Source organism: Mesorhizobium sp. ISC11 (assembly GCF_037162595.1).
GTDB classification, from domain to species: Bacteria; Pseudomonadota; Alphaproteobacteria; order Rhizobiales; family Rhizobiaceae; genus Mesorhizobium; species Mesorhizobium ciceri.
Genome location: NZ_JAVSPW010000001.1, coordinates 2,499,737 through 2,517,994, shown reverse-complemented (window position 1 = coordinate 2,517,994; position 18,258 = coordinate 2,499,737). Strand labels below are relative to the sequence as shown.

Sequence of the window (18,258 nt, the reverse complement as noted above, 5' to 3'; positions counted from 1 at the left end):
TGGGGCGAATTGATGCGATGAATTTGAACGCGCTCGACCTCAATCTCATCAAGGTGTTCGACGCCCTTCTGCGGGAGAGAAGCGTTACGCGTGCCGGCGAGCAGATCGGCCTCAGCCAGCCTGCCGTCAGCGCTGCGCTCAATCGCTTGCGACATCTCCTCAACGACCAGCTGTTCGTGCGACGGGGCAATGACATGATGCCGACACCGCGCGCCGAGAGCATGGCCGAGCCGTTGCGCGTGGCGCTTCGCGAGATCGAACGCGTCTTCCATTCGGCCAAGGCGTTCGATCCGGCGGAACTGGAGCGAACCTTCACGTTCATGGGGGCGGATTTCTTTTCCATGATGCTGATGCCAGCGCTGGCGGCACGCATCGCTGGCGCCGCGCCGCGCGCGTCGCTAAGGTTTCTCGATAGCGCGCGCGGCGATGTCTCGCGGCTGCTCCAGGAGGATGAAATCGACGTAGCGCTCGAGCGTCCGCTGGAGGTCTCCGACTGGGTCTCAAGCACGCCTCTGTTCCATTCACCATTCGCCATCATCGCCGCGCACGACAACGCTGCGATCAGGCAGGCGGGAATCATGGAAGGCAAGACTCTGCCGATCGACCTCTTCTGCGAACTGCCCCATATTCTTCGTTCTATCGACGGCTCGATGTCGGGCTCCACCGACGAGGCGCTCCGCAAGATCGGGCGAACGCGCCGTGTAAGCCTGACCCTGCCGCACTTTCAGGCTGTCGCATTAGCCGTGGCAAATGGAAACCACCTGTCGGCGGTGCCCAGGCAGTTCGCGGTTTGGGCGGCCGAGACCCTGCCGCTCGTCATCTTTGAACCACCGCTTCCCATTGCTGTTCCGGAAATCAGGATGTACTGGCACGCGCGCCACGACGACGAGCCACCCCATCGCTGGGTTCGCGATCAGGTCCTGGAGGCGGTAGGCGTACTTGGATTTGTAGAAAGTGGCGTCGCAGAAAATGTCGGCGCTTGGCGTGGCGCCCGGACGGATCAGCCCGCAGTATAACCACCGTCGACGGAGAAGACCCCGCCGCTGGTCCAGGCCGCCTCGTCGCTAGCGAGGTACACTGCGATGCCCGCCAGATCGTCGGGGCGGCCGATTCTGCCAAGCGGATAGCTGCGCTCGACATAGGCTTTCAGCTCGGCCTTTGCCTCGGCCGGCAAATTGTCGACGGTCTTGCGTCGCATGGCGGTGTCGACAGTGCCCGGCGCGATGGCGTTGACGCGGATGCCGCGCGGGCCGAGTTCGAAGGCCAGCGATTTGGTCAGCGAGTTCAACGCGCCCTTTGACAGGGAATAGAGGCTCGACGGCCGCTTCGGGATCATCTTGTTGGCGAAATAGGACGAGACGTTGATCACCGACGCGCCGGCCGCCAGATGCGGCAGCAGACCCTGGGTGAGGAAGAACACCGCCGTCACATTGAGCGCGAAGGATTGCTGGAACTGCGCCTCGCTGACGGTCTCGAACGGCACCAGGAAAGCCACCCCGGCATTGTTGACGAGAATGTCGAGCGGCCTGCCGGATTCTTTGACGTGCTCGCCGACGGCCGCGATGCCGGCCGAGGTGGCAAGATCGGCCGACAGCGTCTCGATAGTGCCGCCGAGCTGCTTGGCGGCAGTGTCGAGCTTTTTGGTGTCACGGCCGACGATCAGGACGTCGGCGCCCTCGCGCGAAAAGGCCTCGGCGATCGCCAGGCCGATACCGTCCGACCCGCCGGTAACCAGCGCGCGCTTTTTGTGAAGTCTCATCGGATGCTCCGAGATTTCTGCGTCGTCGAGAGCACCGTATAGTGGCGGCCAAGGTCAAGCCGTCAGCCAATCCCACGGTATGAACTTCGACCGCCGCCACCCGGCAGGCCGGCCGAGGCTGGTTTAAGCGCCGGCGGTCGCAAGCTCCCCCAAAGCCAGCCGTCCCGCGACATAATTCTTGACCTGGCGGACAGCCTGTTCGCGCGACACGCTGCCCGGCTGCAGGCCGAGCCGCAACCAAAGCCCGTCGATCAGCGCGGTGACGCCAAGCGCGATGTCGTCGGCATCTCCGGGCGAGGCGAGGCCGCGCAGGCCCGACAACAGGTTCGAGCGCATGCGCGCATGGATCACCCTCTGGATACGAGCCATCTTCTCGTCGCGCGGCACCTCGGCGCAGAGCGACAGCCAGGCATGGCAGAGAGGCGGCTGGAACAGATGCTCCTCGAAATTGCCCTCGATCACCGCATCCATGCGCTCCATCGGAGTCTGCGCCCGGCGAAGCCGCGCGATCACCGCCTGGCACAGGACGGCGTTTGCCTCACGCATCGCGTGCTCGAACAATTCCTGCTTGTTGCGGAAATAGTGCAGCACGATGCCCTTGGAGGCACCGGCCTGCGCCGCCACCTTTTCCAGTGTCGCGCCGGCAATGCCCTCGCGCTCCAGCACCGCGAAGGCCGCCTGCCGCAATTCCTTGCGGCGGATCTCACTGAGACGCTTGAGTTTCACGGGATCGGTCCATGCATTTCGAATCCACGTTGACATCTTCGTCCGTTCAGATCAAGAATTGACCCATGGGACAATAAAAAGACCAATTGGTCAATTTTACGGACGAGGAGAACCGAAATGTTGCGCATCCTTGCAAATGGCGTCTGCCTTGCCGGCCTCATGTTGGCCACTCATGCGGCCCAGGCGGCCGAGGCCGAAGAGTGCAAGACGGTCCGCATGGCCGAACCCGGCTGGAACGACCTTGCCTTCACCACAGGAGTCGCAAATGTCCTGTTGGAGGCGCTTGGCTATCAGCCGCAAAGCCAGGTGCTCGGCATCAACGTCATCTACGAGGGCATGAAAAACAGGGACCTCGACCTGTTCCTGGGCTACTGGGACCCGGCCATGGTCACCTATTACGAGCCCTACAAGAAGGACGGCTCGGTCGAGAATGTGCGCGTCAATCTCGTAGGCGCCAAATACACATTCGCCGTGCCGACCTATGTCTGGGAAGCCGGCGTCAAGGACATTTCCGACCTGCACAAATTCGCCGACAAATTCGGCAAGAAAATGTACGGCATCGAGCCCGGTTCAAACCAGTTGATGATGGACGCTATCGCCGATCCCGCCTTTGGCCTGGACGGCTGGCAGGTGGTCGAATCGAGCGAAGCCGGCATGCTTTCCGAGGTCGGCTACGAGATCAAGGAGAAGCAGTTCATCGTCTTCCAGGGCTGGGCGCCGCACCCGATGAACATGATGTACGACTTCAAATATCTGACCGGCGGCGACAAGTTCTTCGGCCCGAATTTCGGCGCCGCGACGGTGACGACGCAGGTGCGCAAGGGCTATCTGCAGCAATGCCCGAACGTCGCACAGTTCTTGAAAAACCTCGCCTTCGACATCGATTTCGAGAATGTCGGCATGGGTTATCTGATCAATGACGGCATGAAGCCGGAGGACGGCGCGCTGAAGGCAATCACGGCCAACAAGAGCCGTCTCGATGCCTGGCTCGCCGGTGTCACCACCTTCGACGGCCAACCCGGCCTTGCCGCGGTCAAGGAAAAGCTCGGCCTGTGAGGGCGGCGGTGCTGAATGCCTGCGCGAACCAGGACGGCTGGGCCGGCCGCAAGCAGTTCGTCACTGTCGGCAATCTCGACATCGCCTATGTCGAGATAACAGGCGCCGAGCCGGCACTGCTGTCGGTGCACGGCTTCACCGACACCAGCCGCAGCTTTTCGCTTCTGGCGCCCTATCTGGCCGGCCGCCGTCTGATCATGCCGGATCTGCGCGGCCACGGCGCCTCGCAGGCCGGCAAAGGCTGCGGCATAGCCGATTTCGCCGACGATATTGCCGGGCTGATCCTACGCTTGCGGCTCGACCGGCCGCTCGTCGTCGGCCATTCGCTGGGCGCCATGGTGGCCATCGCATTGGCAGGGCGACACAGGGAGCTGATTGGCGGGCTGGTGGTGCTGGCCGGCACGCTAAAGCCCGATTTCGCGCCGGATCATCCGCTGGTCGCGGGCGTCGAGGCGCTGCGCGACCCGATATCGCCGGCCGATCCGTTCTACGCCTGGTGGCATGCCTGCAGTCCCGACGTGCCTCCAGCCTTTCTCGCCGGCTTGGCGAGAGACGCGTCGGCATTGCCGGCGCCGCGCTGGCGCGCGATTCTCGAGGAAATCCGCAGCGCCGATCTGAGCGATGCGGCGCGGGCCGTGCAGGCCCGGACGCTGATCATCGCCGGCGCCTGCGACCCGCTGTTCGGCGAGGCGCACCAGCAGGCGTTGCAATCCGCTCTTGCCGGAGCCGTCTTCGTCCGGGCCGAGCGCTGTGGCCACAACCCGCATTGGGAAGACCCGGCCCTTGTCGCCAAGACCATCGTCGAGGCATTTGAAGTCTGATGCATGTCGCCCAAAAGTGGCCCCGGTTTTGGGAGAACGAAATGCACAAAAAAGGATCTATTCCTAAGCGCGTCGACGCGCTTTAGGAATAGATCCCGACCAGTGATTGCGATGTCGGCGACAGCCGCAAGGTCTCCGTGGGTTTGGTCAAGCCGGGTTGCGCGGCCCGCCAAAAATCCTGCCATGCCGGCGAGGCGGCAAGCGCGGCCTTGTGGCGGGCATGCGCTTCTGTGCTGGCAAAACCCATGACGCTGATGAAGACGTTTTCGTCAGCCCGTACCGGCAGGCGCGGAAAATTGTTTTCGGCAGGCTCGGTCACGAACGCGGCGAGCAGGCGTGCGTCGGCCGTCATCAGGCACGCCGTCTCAATCTCGAAGCGGGTGGTGAAATCTGCCTCCGTGCCGGGCTGCAAATGATGAATCTCGATGACAACGATGCCGGTCAGCGGCCTGTTTCGAATGGGCTTTTCGTCGCCGGCCAGGCTTGGCCGCTGCGCCCCCGCAAGGTCGAAGCCGGCGCCCGGCCACGCCGGCTTGAGCAGCAGCACATCGTCGGAATCGATCATCGTCGCGTTGGCCGCATCGCGGTGCGCCGCCCAGACCGGCCCGCCATAGAAAGCGGCAAGAGCATTTTTCCGCGCATCCATGCTGTCGAAGCCGCGCATCCAGACGAACATGTCAGGCCGATCGAGATCCCGGAACTGGCCGATGATGGTCATGCCGGCGGCCTCCTGGCCCTCGATCAGCCTGCTGTCGAAGATGTCGATGAGCGTGTCGCGTTGGCCTGGCTTCAGCGTGTATTGCCGCAACTCGACGACAGGCGAGGCGAGCGCCGAGGGTTTCGGCGCGACGTTCTGGGGCAGGTTCATCCGGCATTCTCCAAAACAGGGTGATTGTCCTGTTTGTAAAACAGACCGGTTGTCCTGTTTTGTCAATATGCTAATGTCCGGCAATGTCAGCAGAGATGATCGCTCAACCAAAACCGCGCCCGGGAAAACGCATCAACGACCCTGAAGGCATGCGCAAGAAAGTGCTCGATGTCGCCGAGGACGCGTTCCAGGCGCGCGGCTATCACGCCTCCAGCATCGGCGACCTGATGGCGGCGGCGGGTGTCAGCGGCGGTGCGCTGCATCACCATTTCCCGACCAAGAAGGCGCTCGCGCTGGCGGTGATCGACGAGCGTGTGGCGGCAGCGGTCGAAGAGACATGGATCGCGCCGGTGCTGGCGGCGGCGTCGGCCCGCGAAGGCGTGCGCGCGGTGTTCGAGGCCGTGGCGGCGCAACTGGAGCAGCAGGGTTTCGTGCGCGGCTGTCCGCTCAACAATCTGGCGCACGAACTGTCGCTTGCCGACCCGGATTTCCGCATTGCCCTTGCCGGGATATTTGCCGGGTGGCGGCGCGCGATTGCCGACAAGCTGCATGCCGACCAGCAGGTGGGCAAGGACGAGGGCACGGACCCCGAACGCTTCGCCGCGCTGACGGTCGCCGCCTATTCCGGAGCGATGTCGATGGCCAAGGCCACGCAGGATGCCGGTGTGCTGCGGGATTGTCTGGCGGGACTTGAGCGAAGCGCGCCGTCGCCATCGCAGGGCGCATTGGCGGCCAGGCGACGCAACAGGATACTGCCACGGCCGGGAACCCCTTGACTCGCCGTGCTCTGGTTCAGCTACTCGGCCAGCGGCTTGATCGTCTCGTAGCCGTTGACGGATTCCGAACTGGTGCCTTCATCGTAGCGCCGCGCGAGCGCGGCTTGCAGATCTGGCGCATAGAGGGCGGTAAATGAATCCAGCGTCTCGCCGGCACCGTTCTTGAAGGTCTCCTTGACCGCCAGGACATTGTATTTGCACTCGCCCAGGCTGAATGTCTCCTTGCCCTTGACGACCAGGCTCAGCGTCTTGGTGCCCTTCGGCGGCTTGTTCGGCGACAGCTCGACGAACTCCATCGCGGCCTTTGTCCCCGCCTTCAGCGGAAACAGCTTTCGCAGATCGGAAAGCGGGATCATCGCCAGGCGACCGGTGTCGCTGTCGCGAAACACCTCGATCAGGCCGGCAAACAGATACTGGGTTTGCGGCGATTGCGATTCGTAGGTGTTGGCAACCGACATCATCCCGCCGGCCACGGGCCGAAATTCGCTCTGGATGCCGGGCCTCGCCAGAACGAAACCCTTTCTGGCGGACTTGACGTCGACGCAACCGGCCGCATGCGCAGTGCTCGCGCACAACATCGCGGCCAGGATCATGCAGATAGGTGCGGCTTTCATTTTTCGTCCTCCTCCGCTTGCGCAAGCGAGACATGCCAGACCCGTGGCATCATGTCGATGATGGCGCAGAGGCGCTGGACGACCGGCCGCTGTCCATGCTGAATCAGCGTATGATGAATCGCCGTTCGACTGCATCGCTTTCCCGACGCAACTTCCTGGCGCAGGCTGCAGGATTTGCCGCGGCCGGCGCCTTGTCGCGCCCGGCCTTCAGCCAGACCGGGCAACGCGTCCAGTCGATCGACGCCACTTTCCTGTTCATCGCCGATGTCCATGCCTGCCGCATGGCGAGCGGCTTGAGCCCCAACTGCCTGCAGGAAGGCAAGACCGACGCCGCGCTGCTGCGCAACGTGGCGGCGCTGAATGCGCTTGGCGACAAGGACTGGCCAACTGAGATCAATGGCGTCGCCACCGGCCTGCGTTCGGCCGGCAGGATAGGCACGCCGCTCGGCCTTGTCGTCGGCGGCGACATCACCGACGATGGCGGCGGCCAGATCACGCAGCCGAGCGAGGGCACCCAACTGCTCCAGTTCAGCCAACGCTACAGCCAGGGCGTCGGTCCCGATCGCGTGCACATGCCGGTTTATATCGGGCTCGGCAACCATGATCTCGACCAGAACGGCCCGCCGCACCATGTCGACTGGTATCGGCGCGAACTGCGCGACTATGTCGAGGTCAACCATCGCGCCGGCGTGTTCTTCAAGCCGCCGGTGCCGGCCACCGACTATGATGTCGACACCGACTGCTACTCCTGGGACTGGGGCGGCCTGCATCTGATCCAGACGCATCGTTTCGCCGGCGATACCGGCCACGGCGCCGAGAGCAGCCTGCCATGGCTGAAGCAGGATCTGGCGACCTATGCGGCGGACGGCCGTCCGGTCATCCTGTTCCAGCATTATGGCTGGGACACCTTCTCGGTGGAACGTTGGGATGCCGCCAAGCGGCACTTCGATGATGACGGCAGTGGTGCGCCGCATTGGTGGAGCGAGGCCGACCGGCAGGCGTTGCTGGCGGCGCTGAAGGGCTACAATATCGTCGGCATTTTCCATGGCCACCAGCACGAAACGCCGCTGATCTATCGCAGGGACGGGATCGACCTGTTCAAGCCGAAGGCTGCCTATATGGGCGGTTTCGCGCTGGCCAGGGTGACCAGCGACGGCATGGACGTGGTGCTGGGCGAGGCGACCGGCGATCACGGCGAGGTCGCCTTCACCAATGCTTTCAGCAAGGGTTGGAGCACCTGAAAAAGGCGGCCTTCGCGACCGCCTTTCCCTCGATAAAGCGCGTTTGCCGATGTCGGATCAGAGCGCCTTCTTGACCTTGTCCTTGACGTCGCCATAGGCCTTCTGCGCCTTACCGGCGGTCCGGTCTCCCGTGCCTTCGGCCTGGGTCTGCCTGTTGCCGGTTGCCTTGCCCGCGGCTTCCTTGACCGAGCCCTTGACCTGCTTGGCCACGCCCGCAACCTGATCCTTGTTCACCATTTTTTGCGCATCTCCTGGGGTTCTGAATTCGGAGGAATTCATTTGCGGTAGCTAACGAGCCGGCGTCGGTTAGGTTCCAGGCGTCGCCCGGACGGCAGATCAGGTCGCGCGGCCGCCGCCCTGGGGCAAGGCTGGTGGGCTAGGCTGCGAACACGCGTCGACCATGGAATTTGGATGGCCGTGCATGCGGGGAGAAAAATGGCTGAATTCACGCTCTACATCGGCAACAAGTGTTTCTCCTCATGGTCGTTGCGGCCATGGCTGGCGATGAGGCATCTGGAGATCCCGTTCGAGGAAGGTTTCGTGCGGCTGCGCACACCTGAAACCTTTGCCAATCTGGCGAAAGTGTCGCCGACCGGTCAGGTGCCGGTGCTGAATCACAATGGCAAGATCGTCTGGGAAACCCTTGCTATCCTTGAATATCTCGCCGACCTGTTTCCCGAGAAAAAGCTCTGGCCGGCCGATATCGACGCCCGCGCGCTGGCGCGTTCGGCCGCGAGCGAGATGCATTCCGGCTTTCGCGAGGTCCGCTATGGCTGGCCGATGAATTTGCGCCGGCCGAAGGGCCACAAGCCGCTCGACGCCGAGGGCGAGGCGCAACGCGCCCGTATCGAGGCGCTGTGGCGCGAGTGCCGGGAAAAATACGGCAGGGGCGGCCCGTTCCTGTTTGGCCATTTCACCGCGGCCGACGCCATGTATGCGCCTGTCGTCACCCGTTTCGACACCTATGGCGGCACGCTGGCGCCGGATACGCGCGCCTATCTCGACGCCGTGCTGGCAACGCCGGCGATGCGGCACTGGTATGCCGAGGCGGCCAAGGAGAGGTGGCCGGAACCCGGCCCGGACGAATAGCCGGATCCAACGAAAACGCCCCTCGCACCTTTTATCGTGCGGGGGGCGTCTTTGCCATCAACCGTTCTTTCGATTGCTCTCACGAACTGCTGACGACAAGGCATAAATGCGCCTTTGCGCGGATGGTTCCTGGATGCCAGAAAATTTTTTCAACTTGGCGCAAGCGCGCTGTTTGGCGCCCGGTTTGCCGTCATGCCAGCTGGTTTGGCCTGGCGTTTTGGGAGAAATCCGCATCTGTGGCTTTATGCAAATTTGACAGCGCGCCAAAAGAAGCCTACAAGCAAATCGTCGATATTTGTTTGACTGACTTTTGTTATCCGCGCTTTCGAGCGCGCCTTTGACGAACTTCCCACATCAAAAATCGGGACAAACGACGTTGTGCATCCGCATGGCGTCGAACGAATATTTGCCATGGAAAGGGTTCGTCATGAGCACCGGCACAGTTAAATGGTTCAACGCCACCAAAGGTTTTGGTTTTATTCAGCCTGACGACGGCTCGGCCGACGTTTTTGTCCACATCTCGGCCGTAGAGCGCGCCGGCATGCGTGACATCGTCGAGGGCCAGAAGCTCGGCTACGAGATGGTCCGCGACAACAAGTCGGGCAAGATGTCCGCCGACCAGTTGAAGGCGGCCTGAAAAACGAATTCTGCTCTCCCGGTGACCACGGATGTACTGGCACCGGTGAGTGGCGAATTCGGGCGCATGGCCGCGGAGACCTGAGTTTCCACGGCATATCATGTGCATAAGCAGGGCGTTCCCGTGCGGTGCATCCTTTTGGATGTCATCTGGTTGCGCGACGCTCTCATGGAAGGTCAGGCGGTGCCTGGCCTTTTTCATTTTCCGCGCCTTGCCGCCGAAAGTGCGCTGCGCGCCGGCCTGGACGTGCTAAGGGACGCTCCAGCAATTTGAATTCGCCGCGCGTATTGCTTTGTGCGTGATCCTGACCGAAGACCCGGTCTCGCTCCATCGGCACAGGCTCCTGACAGGAGAAAGATTTGACCACCAGTTCAAAGACAACCGTCGATCAGGCCGTGTCCCTGTTCAGCAAGACGCAAACCCAGTCGATGTCGCTCAACCGCATCAATTCCGAGCGCGACGCCGTCAGTGAGGCACGCGAAGCCAAGACCGCGCGTCTGCGCGAATTGCGCCTGGAGAAGGAGGCCGACGAGATGGCCGCCGCCGCCGCGCTAGCCGCTTTGCCGAAGCGGGCCGGACGACGCTGATGGCCACCAAACGCGTACCGCCAACACCGATCGCCGCCGACGCAACCATTGCCGATATGGTCGAAGGCCTCGACAAGCCGGTCGAATTCGTCCGGCGTGTGCTGGAAAAGCTCGAGCGCTGCAAGCGTGCCCACGGTGATGCCCAGGTTCGCGTCGGCGTGCGCGGCCGCGCCGAATGCCCGAACTACCTGATCGAGTATGTCCGCGAAGACGCCAAGACCCATGAGCGGGTGACGTATCAGGACGCCGCCTACAGCGGCAGCACGCATCGCGAGCTGGCAGCCCATCACATCGAGGCGGTGAAAAACTGGTCGCCCGAGGAAATGAACATCACGGCCGTTTCGGCGCTGATCGGCCGCCTGCGCAATCCGCGCGCCCCATCATCGCGCTTCGCCGACGAGGACTGACATGGCCATAAAATTCTCCTCCAAGGATCAGCCGGCAGCCTCGGGTGCTGCGGCAAAACCGGCGAAGCCGGTTGCCGCGCCGAAAGCCGGCGACGCCACCGAGGCCGCGACCGACCTGTTCAAGTCGCCGGCGGATTCGCCGAAGGGCAAGACGGCCAAGAAGAAATAGCGCCTTGCCGCAAGACGCCGATCACAACCCCGCCGCGCCAGGGCTGTCCGCCCTGGTGGCCGCCGCAAGCGTTTTGTCGTCGCAACAGGGCACCTTCGATTGCCAAAGCTGCGGTGCCTGCTGTTCCTATTCGGCCGAGTGGCCGCGCTTTTCCACCGAGGATGACGCACAGCTCGACCGTATCCCGGAAAAATATGTCGCATCCGACCTGTCAGGCATGCGTTGCGAGGGCGTGCGCTGCTCGGCGCTGTCCGGCGAGATCGGCAAGTCGACCGCTTGCGGCATCTACGACGTGCGGCCGGACGTCTGTCGCGCCTGCATGCCCGGCGACGAGGAGTGTCTGATGGCACGCCAGGCGCTCGGATTACCGGTGTAGCCAATCTCCCGTCGCCTCCGCTTGTGCGCCGACCCGCAGCCCGGTACCTTCCTGGCTTGGTAGGGTGGCGGAGGAACCATCGTGAGCATCGAATTTCTGTTGACGTCCCTGATTGTCGTGGCTTCGCCCGGCACCGGCGTTCTCTACACGCTGAGCGCCGGCCTCTCGCGCGGTGCGCGGGCCAGCGTCATCGCCGCCTTCGGCTGCACGCTCGGCATCATCCCGCACATGGCCGCCGCCATCACTGGCCTGGCGGCGCTGCTGCACACCAGTGCGCTCGCCTTCGAGACGCTGAAATATCTCGGCGTCGCCTACCTGCTCTACATGGCCTGGAACACGCTGAAGGAAAAGGGCGGCCTCAGCGTCGAGCAGGATGTGACGCCGCGCTCGGCCGGCAAGGTGATTGCCACCGGTATCCTCGTCAACGTGCTCAATCCGAAACTGTCGATCTTCTTCTTCGCCTTCCTGCCGCAGTTCGTCAGCACCACCGAGCCCAATGCGCTGTCGAAAATGCTGGAACTGAGTTCCGTCTTCATGCTTTTGACGTTCGTGGTTTTCGTCGGCTACGGCATCTTCGCAGCCTCGATCCGCAGCCATGTCGTCTCGCGGCCAATGGTGTTGACCTGGATGCGCCGGACCTTCGCCGGCGCCTTCGTCATGCTCGGCGCAAAGCTGGCGCTGGCCGATCGGTAGCGGGGAGCGGTTCAGTCTCGCTGATCCGCTCTCCTTTGTTGCGCTATTCCGGGCGAAAAGCGGTTATGCGCTTTCGGGGCATTGCTCGGGGCGCGCTACCCCTTCACATAGCCCATCGCTTCGACGATCCGCCCATCGGCCACACGCATGAGGTTGACGCCGCGCAGCGAATTGCCGTCGGTCATGAAATAGCGCCAGCGGATCGTTGCCCGGTCACCGGCAACGAAGGTTTCCTCGATATCGAAGCGCGTGCCGGCCTGGGTCGCGATCGCCGTCCAAAGCCCGACGCACGCTTCCTTGCCGGCATGGCGAGCGCCGTCCGGCGCCGGCACGGTGTTCTCGATCACGCAATCCTCGGCCACCAGCTCGGCGAGTGCCGAAGGATCATGGCGTTGGAATACGTCGTTGTAGCGCCGCATGATCTCGGCGGTCTTCTGGGACAGATCGTACGCGTTTGCGTCCATGACAATCTCCTGTGTCATCTTCTTTCTCCTGGCTTCATTGACCTTTGGTGGCTTCGACGAGCGTTGCCTTGAGGGTGATCTGAGACACGCCGCCAAGGGCCCGCGAGACGAGGCAGCCCGCCTTGGCGGACTGTGTAAGGCGCTCGAATTCATCTTCGGCAAGTCCCGCGACCTCTGCCTCGGTTTCGAGTTCGATGCGGGTGATCGTCGGACCGGCAGCGGTTGCGCCAAGATGCACCTTGGCGACGGTGCTGATGCTTGTCGGGACATAATTGGCGTTGCCCAGTATGGCGCTCAGCGCCATCGAGAAGCAGCCTGCATGCGCCGCGGCGATCAGTTCTTCCGGGTTGGTGCCCGGCCCGTTCTCGAAACGCGACGGGAAGGAATAGGCGCCTTCGAAGACGCCGCTGCCGAGCCGCAACCGGCCCGAACCTTCCTTCAACGTCCCTTGCCATTTGGCCGAGGCTTCACGAATTGTCATGGTCGTTCTCCCTTGGGTTTGAGGACTCGATGGGTCAGGCGCCGTCGATGATCACCTTCCCGAAGACGTCGCCCTGCTGGAAATAGCGATAGGCATCGCCGGCCTCGGTAAAGGCGAAGACCTTGTCGATGACGGGCCGCAGGCGGTGCTGCGAGACGGCGCGCAGCATGGCTTCGAGATTGGTCCGGCTGCCGACGAACAGGCGGCTGATGGTGGCGAGGCTGCGCTGGTAGAGTGCCGCCGGCAGCTGGATCGATCCGCCTTTCGCATCCTGCAGCGTCAAGAGCACGATGTGCCCGTAAAGCGTGCTGGCGATCAGCGACTGCGTGAAGGTCGCCGGGCCACCGGTCTCGACGACGAGATCGATGCCGCCGGTCTGGTCGCGGACGGCCGCGCCCCATTGCGGCATATCCGATGTCGAAATCACCAGGTCGGCGCCCAGCGCCCGCAGCCTGTCGGCTTTCTCGCCGCGCGAGGTGACGGCGGCGACATGGCAGCCGAGCAGCTTGCCGAACTGCAATGCAAAGAGGGAGACGCCGCCCGAGCCGATGACCAGAACCCATTGGCCGGGCTTCGGAATTCCGGCGCCCGTCACCGCATTCCAGGCGGTCAGGCCGGCGCAGGTCAGCGTTGCGGCCTCTTGCCAGTCGAGATGATCGGGCAGCCGCACCGCCCATTGTTCGTCGAGAACCGCATATTCCGCCAGCATGCCGTCCAGCGTGCAGCCGAGCTGGTCGACGAGCCCGGCATGGATGCGGCCGTCGATCCAGCGCGCGAAATAGCTGCCGGTGACACGGTCGCCGACGGCAAAGCGGGTGACGGCAGCGCCGACGGCTACAATCTCACCAGCCCCGTCGCTCAGCGGCACGACGCCCTGGCGCGGCGTCAGCGGATAGGCGCCGTTGAGGATCATCGTGTCGCGCCGGTTGAGCGAGGTGGCGCGAATGCGCACCACGATCTCGTGCGCTCCCGGCTCCGGTCGCGCCTCGTCCCGCAGCACCAGGCTTTCGATTCCGCCGGTCCCTTCAAGGCGATAGCTGCGCATTTCGAACCTCAAATATATAGACTGATCTACATATTATGTAGACCGATTGTCATATTTTGCGCAAGGCCTATAATGATCTCTCCTGACAGAGGTTGACATGGCCAACGACACCCGCACCCGCATACTCGAGACGACTGGGCTGCTGCTCAGGCAGCGCGGCTATCACGGCACCTCGCTCAACGACATATTGAGCGCCAGCGGCGCACCGCGGGGCTCGCTGTATTTTCATTTTCCCGGCGGCAAGGACCAATTGGTCATCGAGGTGACGCGCGCCAGCGTTGCCGACGTGACGGAGAGGCTGGGCGAAGCGCTGGCCGCCGAAAAGGATCCGGCGGTAGCCGTCCATCATATCTACCAGTCGGTGGGGCGCATGCTGGAAGACAACCAGTTTTCACTCGGCTGTCCGATCGCGCCTGTCGTGCTGGACTCGCCCACCGACGTGCCGGAACTGGCGGAGTTGTGCCGCTCGGCCTTCGAACAGTGGATAGGCCTGCTGCGGGACGCCTTCGTCAGGGCAGGGGTGCCCGCGCGCCGCGCGCATGCATTGGCACTGCTGGTCGAATCGTCACTGGAAGGGCTGATGGTGATCGCCCGCGCCACAAGCGACCGCGCCCCGGTACAGGCCGTGGCCGATGAGGTGGCGGCGTTGATCGAAGCCGCGGTGCTTGATGGAGCAGGCCGCAATCGCGACGCGGCGATTTCCGCGGTCGGGATATCCTCACCGGGGACCTAACGTTGCGACCGCGCCTGATGTGGTCAACGCGGCAAAGACCCAGCGTATTCCAGCCATGCAGCCGAAGGCAGTGGGCTTTTTGCGCAGCTAATCCACAATGTCTTTGCGAGCAGCTGAAGCAAGGAAGGCCGAGCGTGTCTGTCCACGTTCACGCGCCGTCGCATCGATAGCTTCGAGCAGGCCCAGATCGGAAGATACGTTGATCCGCGTCGTTGATCCGCGATCACGGATCAACGGAATGACAGTCGTCATGGCGCCGTCGCGATCCTCCGCCAGTTCGGGATCGCTCATGATGGCATCGAAGTCGCGCGGCGGCGGAACTGGATCGCCATCCCCTTCCAGCATCCGGACATGGCCCGACAGCGCCTCTACGCCGTTGCGTACGGCTTCGTCGATCGTAACTCCGGCCGAGATGCAGCCAGGCATGTCGGGGAAGCTCACACCGTAGATGCTGTCCGGGTCTTTGTGGATGAAGGCAATGTAACGCAAGCTTCTCACTTTTGGTTCAGGAGGCCCGCCTGCTTCAACAAAGCGAACGGTTCCTGTCGGTATATCCCTTACGCGGATGTGGAATTGTAACGCGACCTGTAGACGACAGCCAACACCCGTTCTGACGCGTCCTAAAAGAACGAAAAAGGGCGGCATCGCTGCCGCCCTTTCCGTAAGCTTAGCCAGGTTGGCTGGATTAGAAATCCATGCCGCCCATGCCGCCCATGCCGCCGCCGCCCATGCCGCCAGGCATGCCGCCGCCAGCCGACTCCTTCTTCGGAGCCTCCGCGATCATGGCTTCGGTGGTGACCAGCAGGCCGGCGACCGAGGCCGCGTCCTGGAGAGCGGTGCGAACGACCTTGACCGGATCGACGATACCCATGGCGATCATGTCGCCATAGTCGCCGGTCTGGGCGTTGTAGCCGAAGGTCGCGCCCTTGTTCTCAAGGATCTTGCCGGCAACGATCGATGCTTCCGCACCGGCGTTGGCCGCGATCTGGCGGGCCGGAGCCTGCAGCGCACGACGAACGATGTTGATGCCGGCGGCCTGGTCGGCGTTGACGCCGGTGGCCTTGATGTTGGCCGAAGCGCGCAGCAGCGCGACGCCACCACCAGCAACGATGCCTTCTTCCACGGCCGCGCGGGTCGCGTTGAGGGCGTCATCGACGCGGTCCTTCTTTTCCTTGACTTCGACTTCCGTCGCACCGCCGACGCGGATCACCGCAACGCCGCCGGCGAGCTTCGCCAGACGTTCCTGCAGCTTCTCCTTGTCGTAGTCCGAAGTGGTCTCTTCGATCTGCTGCTTGATCTGGGCAACGCGGCCCTGGATCTCGGCCTTCTTGCCGGCGCCGTCGACGATGGTGGTGTTCTCCTTGGAGATCGACACCTTCTTGGCGCGGCCGAGCATGTTGAGGCCGACGTTCTCGAGCTTGATGCCGAGGTCTTCCGAGATGACCTGGCCACCGGTGAGGATGGCGATGTCTTCCAGCATGGCCTTGCGGCGATCACCGAAGCCCGGCGCCTTGACGGCAGCGATCTTCAGGCCGCCACGCAGCTTGTTGACGACCAGCGTGGCCAGAGCCTCGCCTTCGACGTCTTCCGAGATGATGAGCAGCGGCTTCGAGGTCTGCACGACGGCTTCGAGAACCGGCAGCATGGCCTGGAGGTTGGACAGCTTCTTCTCGTGCAGGAGGATGTAGACGTCCTCGAGCTCGGCAACCATCTTGTCGGCGTTGGTGACGAAGTAGGGCGAGAGATAGCCGCGGTCGAACTGCATGCCTTCGACGACTTCGAGTTCGGTCTCGGCGGTCTTGGCTTCTTCAACCGTGATGACGCCTTCGTTGCCGACCTTCTGCATCGCTTCCGCGATCATCTTGCCGACCGACTCGTCGCCATTGGCCGAGATCGTGCCGACCTGGGCAACTTCCTCGGAGGTCTTGATCTTCTTGGCAGCCTTGCCGAGCGCCGAGACGACTTCGGTCACGGCCAGATCGATGCCGCGCTTCAGGTCCATCGGGTTCATGCCGGCGGCAACGGCCTTGTGGCCTTCCTGGACGATCGACTGCGCCAGAACGGTCGCGGTCGTGGTGCCGTCGCCGGCGATGTCGTTGGTCTTCGAAGCAACTTCGCGGACCATCTGCGCGCCCATGTTCTCGAACTTGTCTTCAAGCTCGATTTCCTTGGCGACGGTGACGCCGTCCTTGGTGATGCGCGGGGCGCCGAACGACTTGTCGATGACGACGTTGCGGCCCTTGGGGCCGAGCGTGACCTTCACCGCGTCGGCGAGGATGTTGACGCCGCGCAGCATGCGCTCGCGGGCATCACGGGAGAATTTTACGTCTTTGGCAGCCATTTTTAGCTCCTGGCAGGGGCTTTGATCGAGCCCGGGAATTCAGTTGACGGAAAGGCCTGATATCAGCCGATGATGCCCATGATGTCGGATTCCTTCATGATCAGAAGGTCTTCGCCATTGAGCTTGACTTCGGTGCCCGACCACTTGCCGAACAGGATGCGGTCGCCGGCCTTGACGTCCAGCGGGACCAGCTTGCCAGCTTCGTCACGAGCGCCGGAGCCGACAGCGATGATCTCGCCTTCCTGCGGCTTTTCCTTTGCCGTGTCGGGGATGATGATCCCGCCAGCGGTCTTGGATTCGGATTCGACCCGGCGAACGACCACGCGGTCATGAAGCGGGCGGAACTTCGACTTTGCCATTTTTTCTTCCTCGATGAGAACGGTGAGAAACAGTTCCTCCATCCGGCGGCGCCGGACATGTGGTTAGCACTCACCAAAGGCGAGTGCTAACGTGGCGCTGAAATAGGCTGGCGGCGCGCCGGAGTCAAGGCGCTCGGAGCGCCTCTTGGCGCATGATGATGAACTTACCGGTGCCTGGCCGAACCGAGCACCAGAAGCGGGCACCGTTCCGCCAGCGGATAGCTTCCGCTCGGCACGACGCGCACGTCGCCGAACCAGTTGGCTGCCTCGTTGGTCAGCGTGGCCAGCGTCGCGAAGCTGTAGCTTATGTCCGAGCCTGCATAGACGTCGATCGTGTTGATCGAGCTCATGCTCCATCCTGTTCGCGCGGCAAGAGCTTCGCGGTCCGGAAACAGTCTGCCGAATGCATCGCGGATCGTTGCCACCTTGATGGTAAAATCGCGGTCGTCGGTCGTACACGCCATCGCAATCCGCCATTTGAGCGCGTGGAAATTCTCGATCCCGCCGGCCAGAACCAGAGCTTCGATGCCGCACAGATCGTCCGCCGTTTCCGGTCGTGCGAAGACGCGGATCGCTGCGCGCCTGCCAGGCTTCAGCACCCTGGCGACCTCGCCAAACAACGAACTGCGCGCCGCCTGGGAAGCGACCGCCGACAGGCATCCGTCGCCGATGACGGCGTCGATGCTTGCGCGGTCCACGGGCAGGTTAAGCCAGTTGCCGGCGATTGCCCGTCGCGAGCCGTCGTCGCCAGCCCATACGCCGGAAATCATGGCCGCCGACTGGTCGACCGCCAACATCGACTTGCCCAGAACTGCCAATTCCGGGGTAACCCCCAAGAGAAGGACATCGGCATTTCCGAGATCAAGTTCGCGATCGAATATAGCGACGGTTTCCGCTGTCGGCCGGAGCGGCGCTTCCAGAAGTTTCCAATGGCGGTGGTAATCGTCCCAATGATTTGTCATGCAATTCCATTGGCCCCCTGCACGCCTGGATTTTGGATATCACCGGGGCTTAAT

Annotated in this window: 25 protein-coding genes; 13 read left to right on the top strand and 12 right to left on the bottom strand. The window is 63.0% G+C overall.

The window, feature by feature from the left end; translation table 11 throughout:
- The first annotated feature begins 17 nt into the window (after nt 1–17).
- Nucleotides 18–1,016 (top strand): LysR family transcriptional regulator, encoded by a 999-nt coding sequence (locus tag RPF88_RS12605; RefSeq protein WP_013532410.1) that lies wholly within the window; start codon nt 18–20, stop codon nt 1,014–1,016.
- On the opposite strand, the gene RPF88_RS12600 is transcribed toward RPF88_RS12605, so the two are convergent.
- Nucleotides 1,001–1,759, bottom strand: a complete 759-nt coding sequence (locus RPF88_RS12600) for an SDR family NAD(P)-dependent oxidoreductase (RefSeq protein WP_013532409.1) — start codon at nt 1,757–1,759, stop codon at nt 1,001–1,003. The genes RPF88_RS12605 and RPF88_RS12600 overlap by 16 nt on opposite strands.
- A 123-nt stretch (nt 1,760–1,882) precedes the next feature.
- Entirely contained in the window at nt 1,883–2,521 is a 639-nt protein-coding gene (gene betI, locus RPF88_RS12595; RefSeq protein ID WP_013532408.1) for a choline-binding transcriptional repressor BetI, read from the bottom strand.
- Nucleotides 2,522–2,602: 81 nt separating this feature from the next.
- On the opposite strand from betI, the gene choX reads away from it, so the two are divergent.
- Entirely contained in the window at nt 2,603–3,541 is a 939-nt protein-coding gene (choX, locus tag RPF88_RS12590; RefSeq protein WP_013532407.1) for a choline ABC transporter substrate-binding protein, read from the top strand.
- Between the two features lie 8 nt (nt 3,542–3,549).
- Nucleotides 3,550–4,362 (top strand): alpha/beta fold hydrolase, encoded by an 813-nt coding sequence (locus tag RPF88_RS12585; protein WP_013532406.1) that lies wholly within the window; start codon nt 3,550–3,552, stop codon nt 4,360–4,362.
- Between the two features lie 82 nt (nt 4,363–4,444).
- Here RPF88_RS12585 and RPF88_RS12580 read toward each other — a convergent pair whose 3' ends face one another.
- The gene (locus RPF88_RS12580; RefSeq protein WP_013532405.1) at nt 4,445–5,230 is read right to left on the bottom strand and encodes an NIPSNAP family protein; all 786 of its coding nucleotides are present in this window, start codon (nt 5,228–5,230) and stop codon (nt 4,445–4,447) included.
- Nucleotides 5,231–5,379: 149 nt separating this feature from the next.
- Between RPF88_RS12580 and RPF88_RS12575 the strand changes: the two genes are divergently transcribed.
- Nucleotides 5,380–6,006 carry a TetR/AcrR family transcriptional regulator gene (locus RPF88_RS12575; RefSeq protein ID WP_164747190.1) on the top strand — a complete coding sequence of 209 codons (627 nt, stop codon included), beginning with the start codon at nt 5,380–5,382 and terminating at the stop codon, nt 6,004–6,006.
- Between the two features lie 20 nt (nt 6,007–6,026).
- Here RPF88_RS12575 and RPF88_RS12570 read toward each other — a convergent pair whose 3' ends face one another.
- Nucleotides 6,027–6,620, bottom strand: coding sequence for a hypothetical protein (locus RPF88_RS12570; RefSeq protein WP_337122507.1), 594 nt, complete (start codon nt 6,618–6,620; stop codon nt 6,027–6,029).
- 110 nt (nt 6,621–6,730) lie between these two features.
- Here RPF88_RS12570 and RPF88_RS12565 point away from each other — a divergent pair, with 110 nt between their 5' ends.
- Nucleotides 6,731–7,861, top strand: a complete 1,131-nt coding sequence (locus tag RPF88_RS12565) for a metallophosphoesterase (protein WP_063170195.1) — start codon at nt 6,731–6,733, stop codon at nt 7,859–7,861.
- 57 nt (nt 7,862–7,918) lie between these two features.
- Here RPF88_RS12565 and RPF88_RS12560 read toward each other — a convergent pair whose 3' ends face one another.
- Nucleotides 7,919–8,098, bottom strand: a complete 180-nt coding sequence (locus tag RPF88_RS12560; protein ID WP_013532401.1) for a CsbD family protein — start codon at nt 8,096–8,098, stop codon at nt 7,919–7,921.
- Between the two features lie 198 nt (nt 8,099–8,296).
- Here RPF88_RS12560 and RPF88_RS12555 point away from each other — a divergent pair, with 198 nt between their 5' ends.
- The 7 genes from RPF88_RS12555 to RPF88_RS12525 all read left to right on the top strand — a co-directional run bounded on the left by RPF88_RS12555 (nt 8,297) and on the right by RPF88_RS12525 (nt 11,819).
- The gene (locus RPF88_RS12555) at nt 8,297–8,950 is read left to right on the top strand and encodes a glutathione S-transferase family protein (RefSeq protein WP_063167709.1); all 654 of its coding nucleotides are present in this window, start codon (nt 8,297–8,299) and stop codon (nt 8,948–8,950) included.
- A 427-nt stretch (nt 8,951–9,377) separates the two neighbouring features.
- Entirely contained in the window at nt 9,378–9,587 is a 210-nt protein-coding gene (locus RPF88_RS12550) for a cold-shock protein (RefSeq protein WP_010915421.1), read from the top strand.
- A gap of 359 nt (nt 9,588–9,946) precedes the next feature.
- Nucleotides 9,947–10,174: a hypothetical protein gene (locus RPF88_RS12545; RefSeq protein ID WP_013532399.1), complete on the top strand. Its 228-nt coding sequence runs from the start codon at nt 9,947–9,949 to the stop codon at nt 10,172–10,174.
- Nucleotides 10,174–10,581: a hypothetical protein gene (locus RPF88_RS12540; RefSeq protein ID WP_013532398.1), complete on the top strand. Its 408-nt coding sequence runs from the start codon at nt 10,174–10,176 to the stop codon at nt 10,579–10,581. Before RPF88_RS12545 ends, RPF88_RS12540 begins: the two co-directional genes overlap by 1 nt.
- Before the next feature lies 1 nt (nt 10,582).
- A complete protein-coding gene (locus RPF88_RS12535) occupies nt 10,583–10,750 on the top strand; it encodes a hypothetical protein (protein WP_013532397.1) in 168 nt (55 codons plus the stop codon).
- Nucleotides 10,751–10,805: 55 nt separating this feature from the next.
- On the top strand, nt 10,806–11,126 hold the full coding sequence (locus RPF88_RS12530; RefSeq protein WP_032809400.1) for a YkgJ family cysteine cluster protein: 321 nt from the start codon (nt 10,806–10,808) through the stop codon (nt 11,124–11,126).
- Between the two features lie 81 nt (nt 11,127–11,207).
- Complete coding sequence (locus tag RPF88_RS12525; protein ID WP_013532395.1) at nt 11,208–11,819, top strand: LysE family translocator; 612 nt, start codon at nt 11,208–11,210, stop codon at nt 11,817–11,819.
- Nucleotides 11,820–11,914: 95 nt separating this feature from the next.
- Here the strand turns inward: RPF88_RS12525 and RPF88_RS12520 are convergent, their stop codons facing one another.
- Genes RPF88_RS12520 through RPF88_RS12510 form a run of 3 tightly spaced genes read right to left on the bottom strand, consistent with a single transcriptional unit; the run spans nt 11,915 to nt 13,809 of the window.
- Nucleotides 11,915–12,301: a nuclear transport factor 2 family protein gene (locus RPF88_RS12520; RefSeq protein ID WP_013532394.1), complete on the bottom strand. Its 387-nt coding sequence runs from the start codon at nt 12,299–12,301 to the stop codon at nt 11,915–11,917.
- Nucleotides 12,302–12,317: 16 nt separating this feature from the next.
- Nucleotides 12,318–12,764: an OsmC family protein gene (locus RPF88_RS12515; RefSeq protein ID WP_013532393.1), complete on the bottom strand. Its 447-nt coding sequence runs from the start codon at nt 12,762–12,764 to the stop codon at nt 12,318–12,320.
- 34 nt (nt 12,765–12,798) lie between these two features.
- Complete coding sequence (locus RPF88_RS12510; RefSeq protein WP_063167710.1) at nt 12,799–13,809, bottom strand: zinc-dependent alcohol dehydrogenase family protein; 1,011 nt, start codon at nt 13,807–13,809, stop codon at nt 12,799–12,801.
- 97 nt (nt 13,810–13,906) lie between these two features.
- On the opposite strand from RPF88_RS12510, the gene RPF88_RS12505 reads away from it, so the two are divergent.
- Complete coding sequence (locus RPF88_RS12505) at nt 13,907–14,542, top strand: TetR/AcrR family transcriptional regulator (protein WP_013532391.1); 636 nt, start codon at nt 13,907–13,909, stop codon at nt 14,540–14,542.
- 87 nt (nt 14,543–14,629) lie between these two features.
- Here the strand turns inward: RPF88_RS12505 and RPF88_RS12500 are convergent, their stop codons facing one another.
- From RPF88_RS12500 to RPF88_RS12485, 4 genes are all read right to left on the bottom strand, one after another.
- Complete coding sequence (locus tag RPF88_RS12500) at nt 14,630–15,031, bottom strand: type II toxin-antitoxin system HicB family antitoxin (protein ID WP_063167711.1); 402 nt, start codon at nt 15,029–15,031, stop codon at nt 14,630–14,632.
- Between the two features lie 196 nt (nt 15,032–15,227).
- Entirely contained in the window at nt 15,228–16,883 is a 1,656-nt protein-coding gene (groL, locus tag RPF88_RS12495) for a chaperonin GroEL (RefSeq protein ID WP_013532389.1), read from the bottom strand.
- 62 nt (nt 16,884–16,945) lie between these two features.
- Nucleotides 16,946–17,242 carry a co-chaperone GroES gene (gene groES, locus RPF88_RS12490; protein ID WP_006203049.1) on the bottom strand — a complete coding sequence of 99 codons (297 nt, stop codon included), beginning with the start codon at nt 17,240–17,242 and terminating at the stop codon, nt 16,946–16,948.
- 164 nt (nt 17,243–17,406) lie between these two features.
- A complete protein-coding gene (locus RPF88_RS12485) occupies nt 17,407–18,204 on the bottom strand; it encodes a class I SAM-dependent methyltransferase (protein ID WP_013532388.1) in 798 nt (265 codons plus the stop codon).
- Nucleotides 18,205–18,258 lie beyond the last annotated feature (54 nt).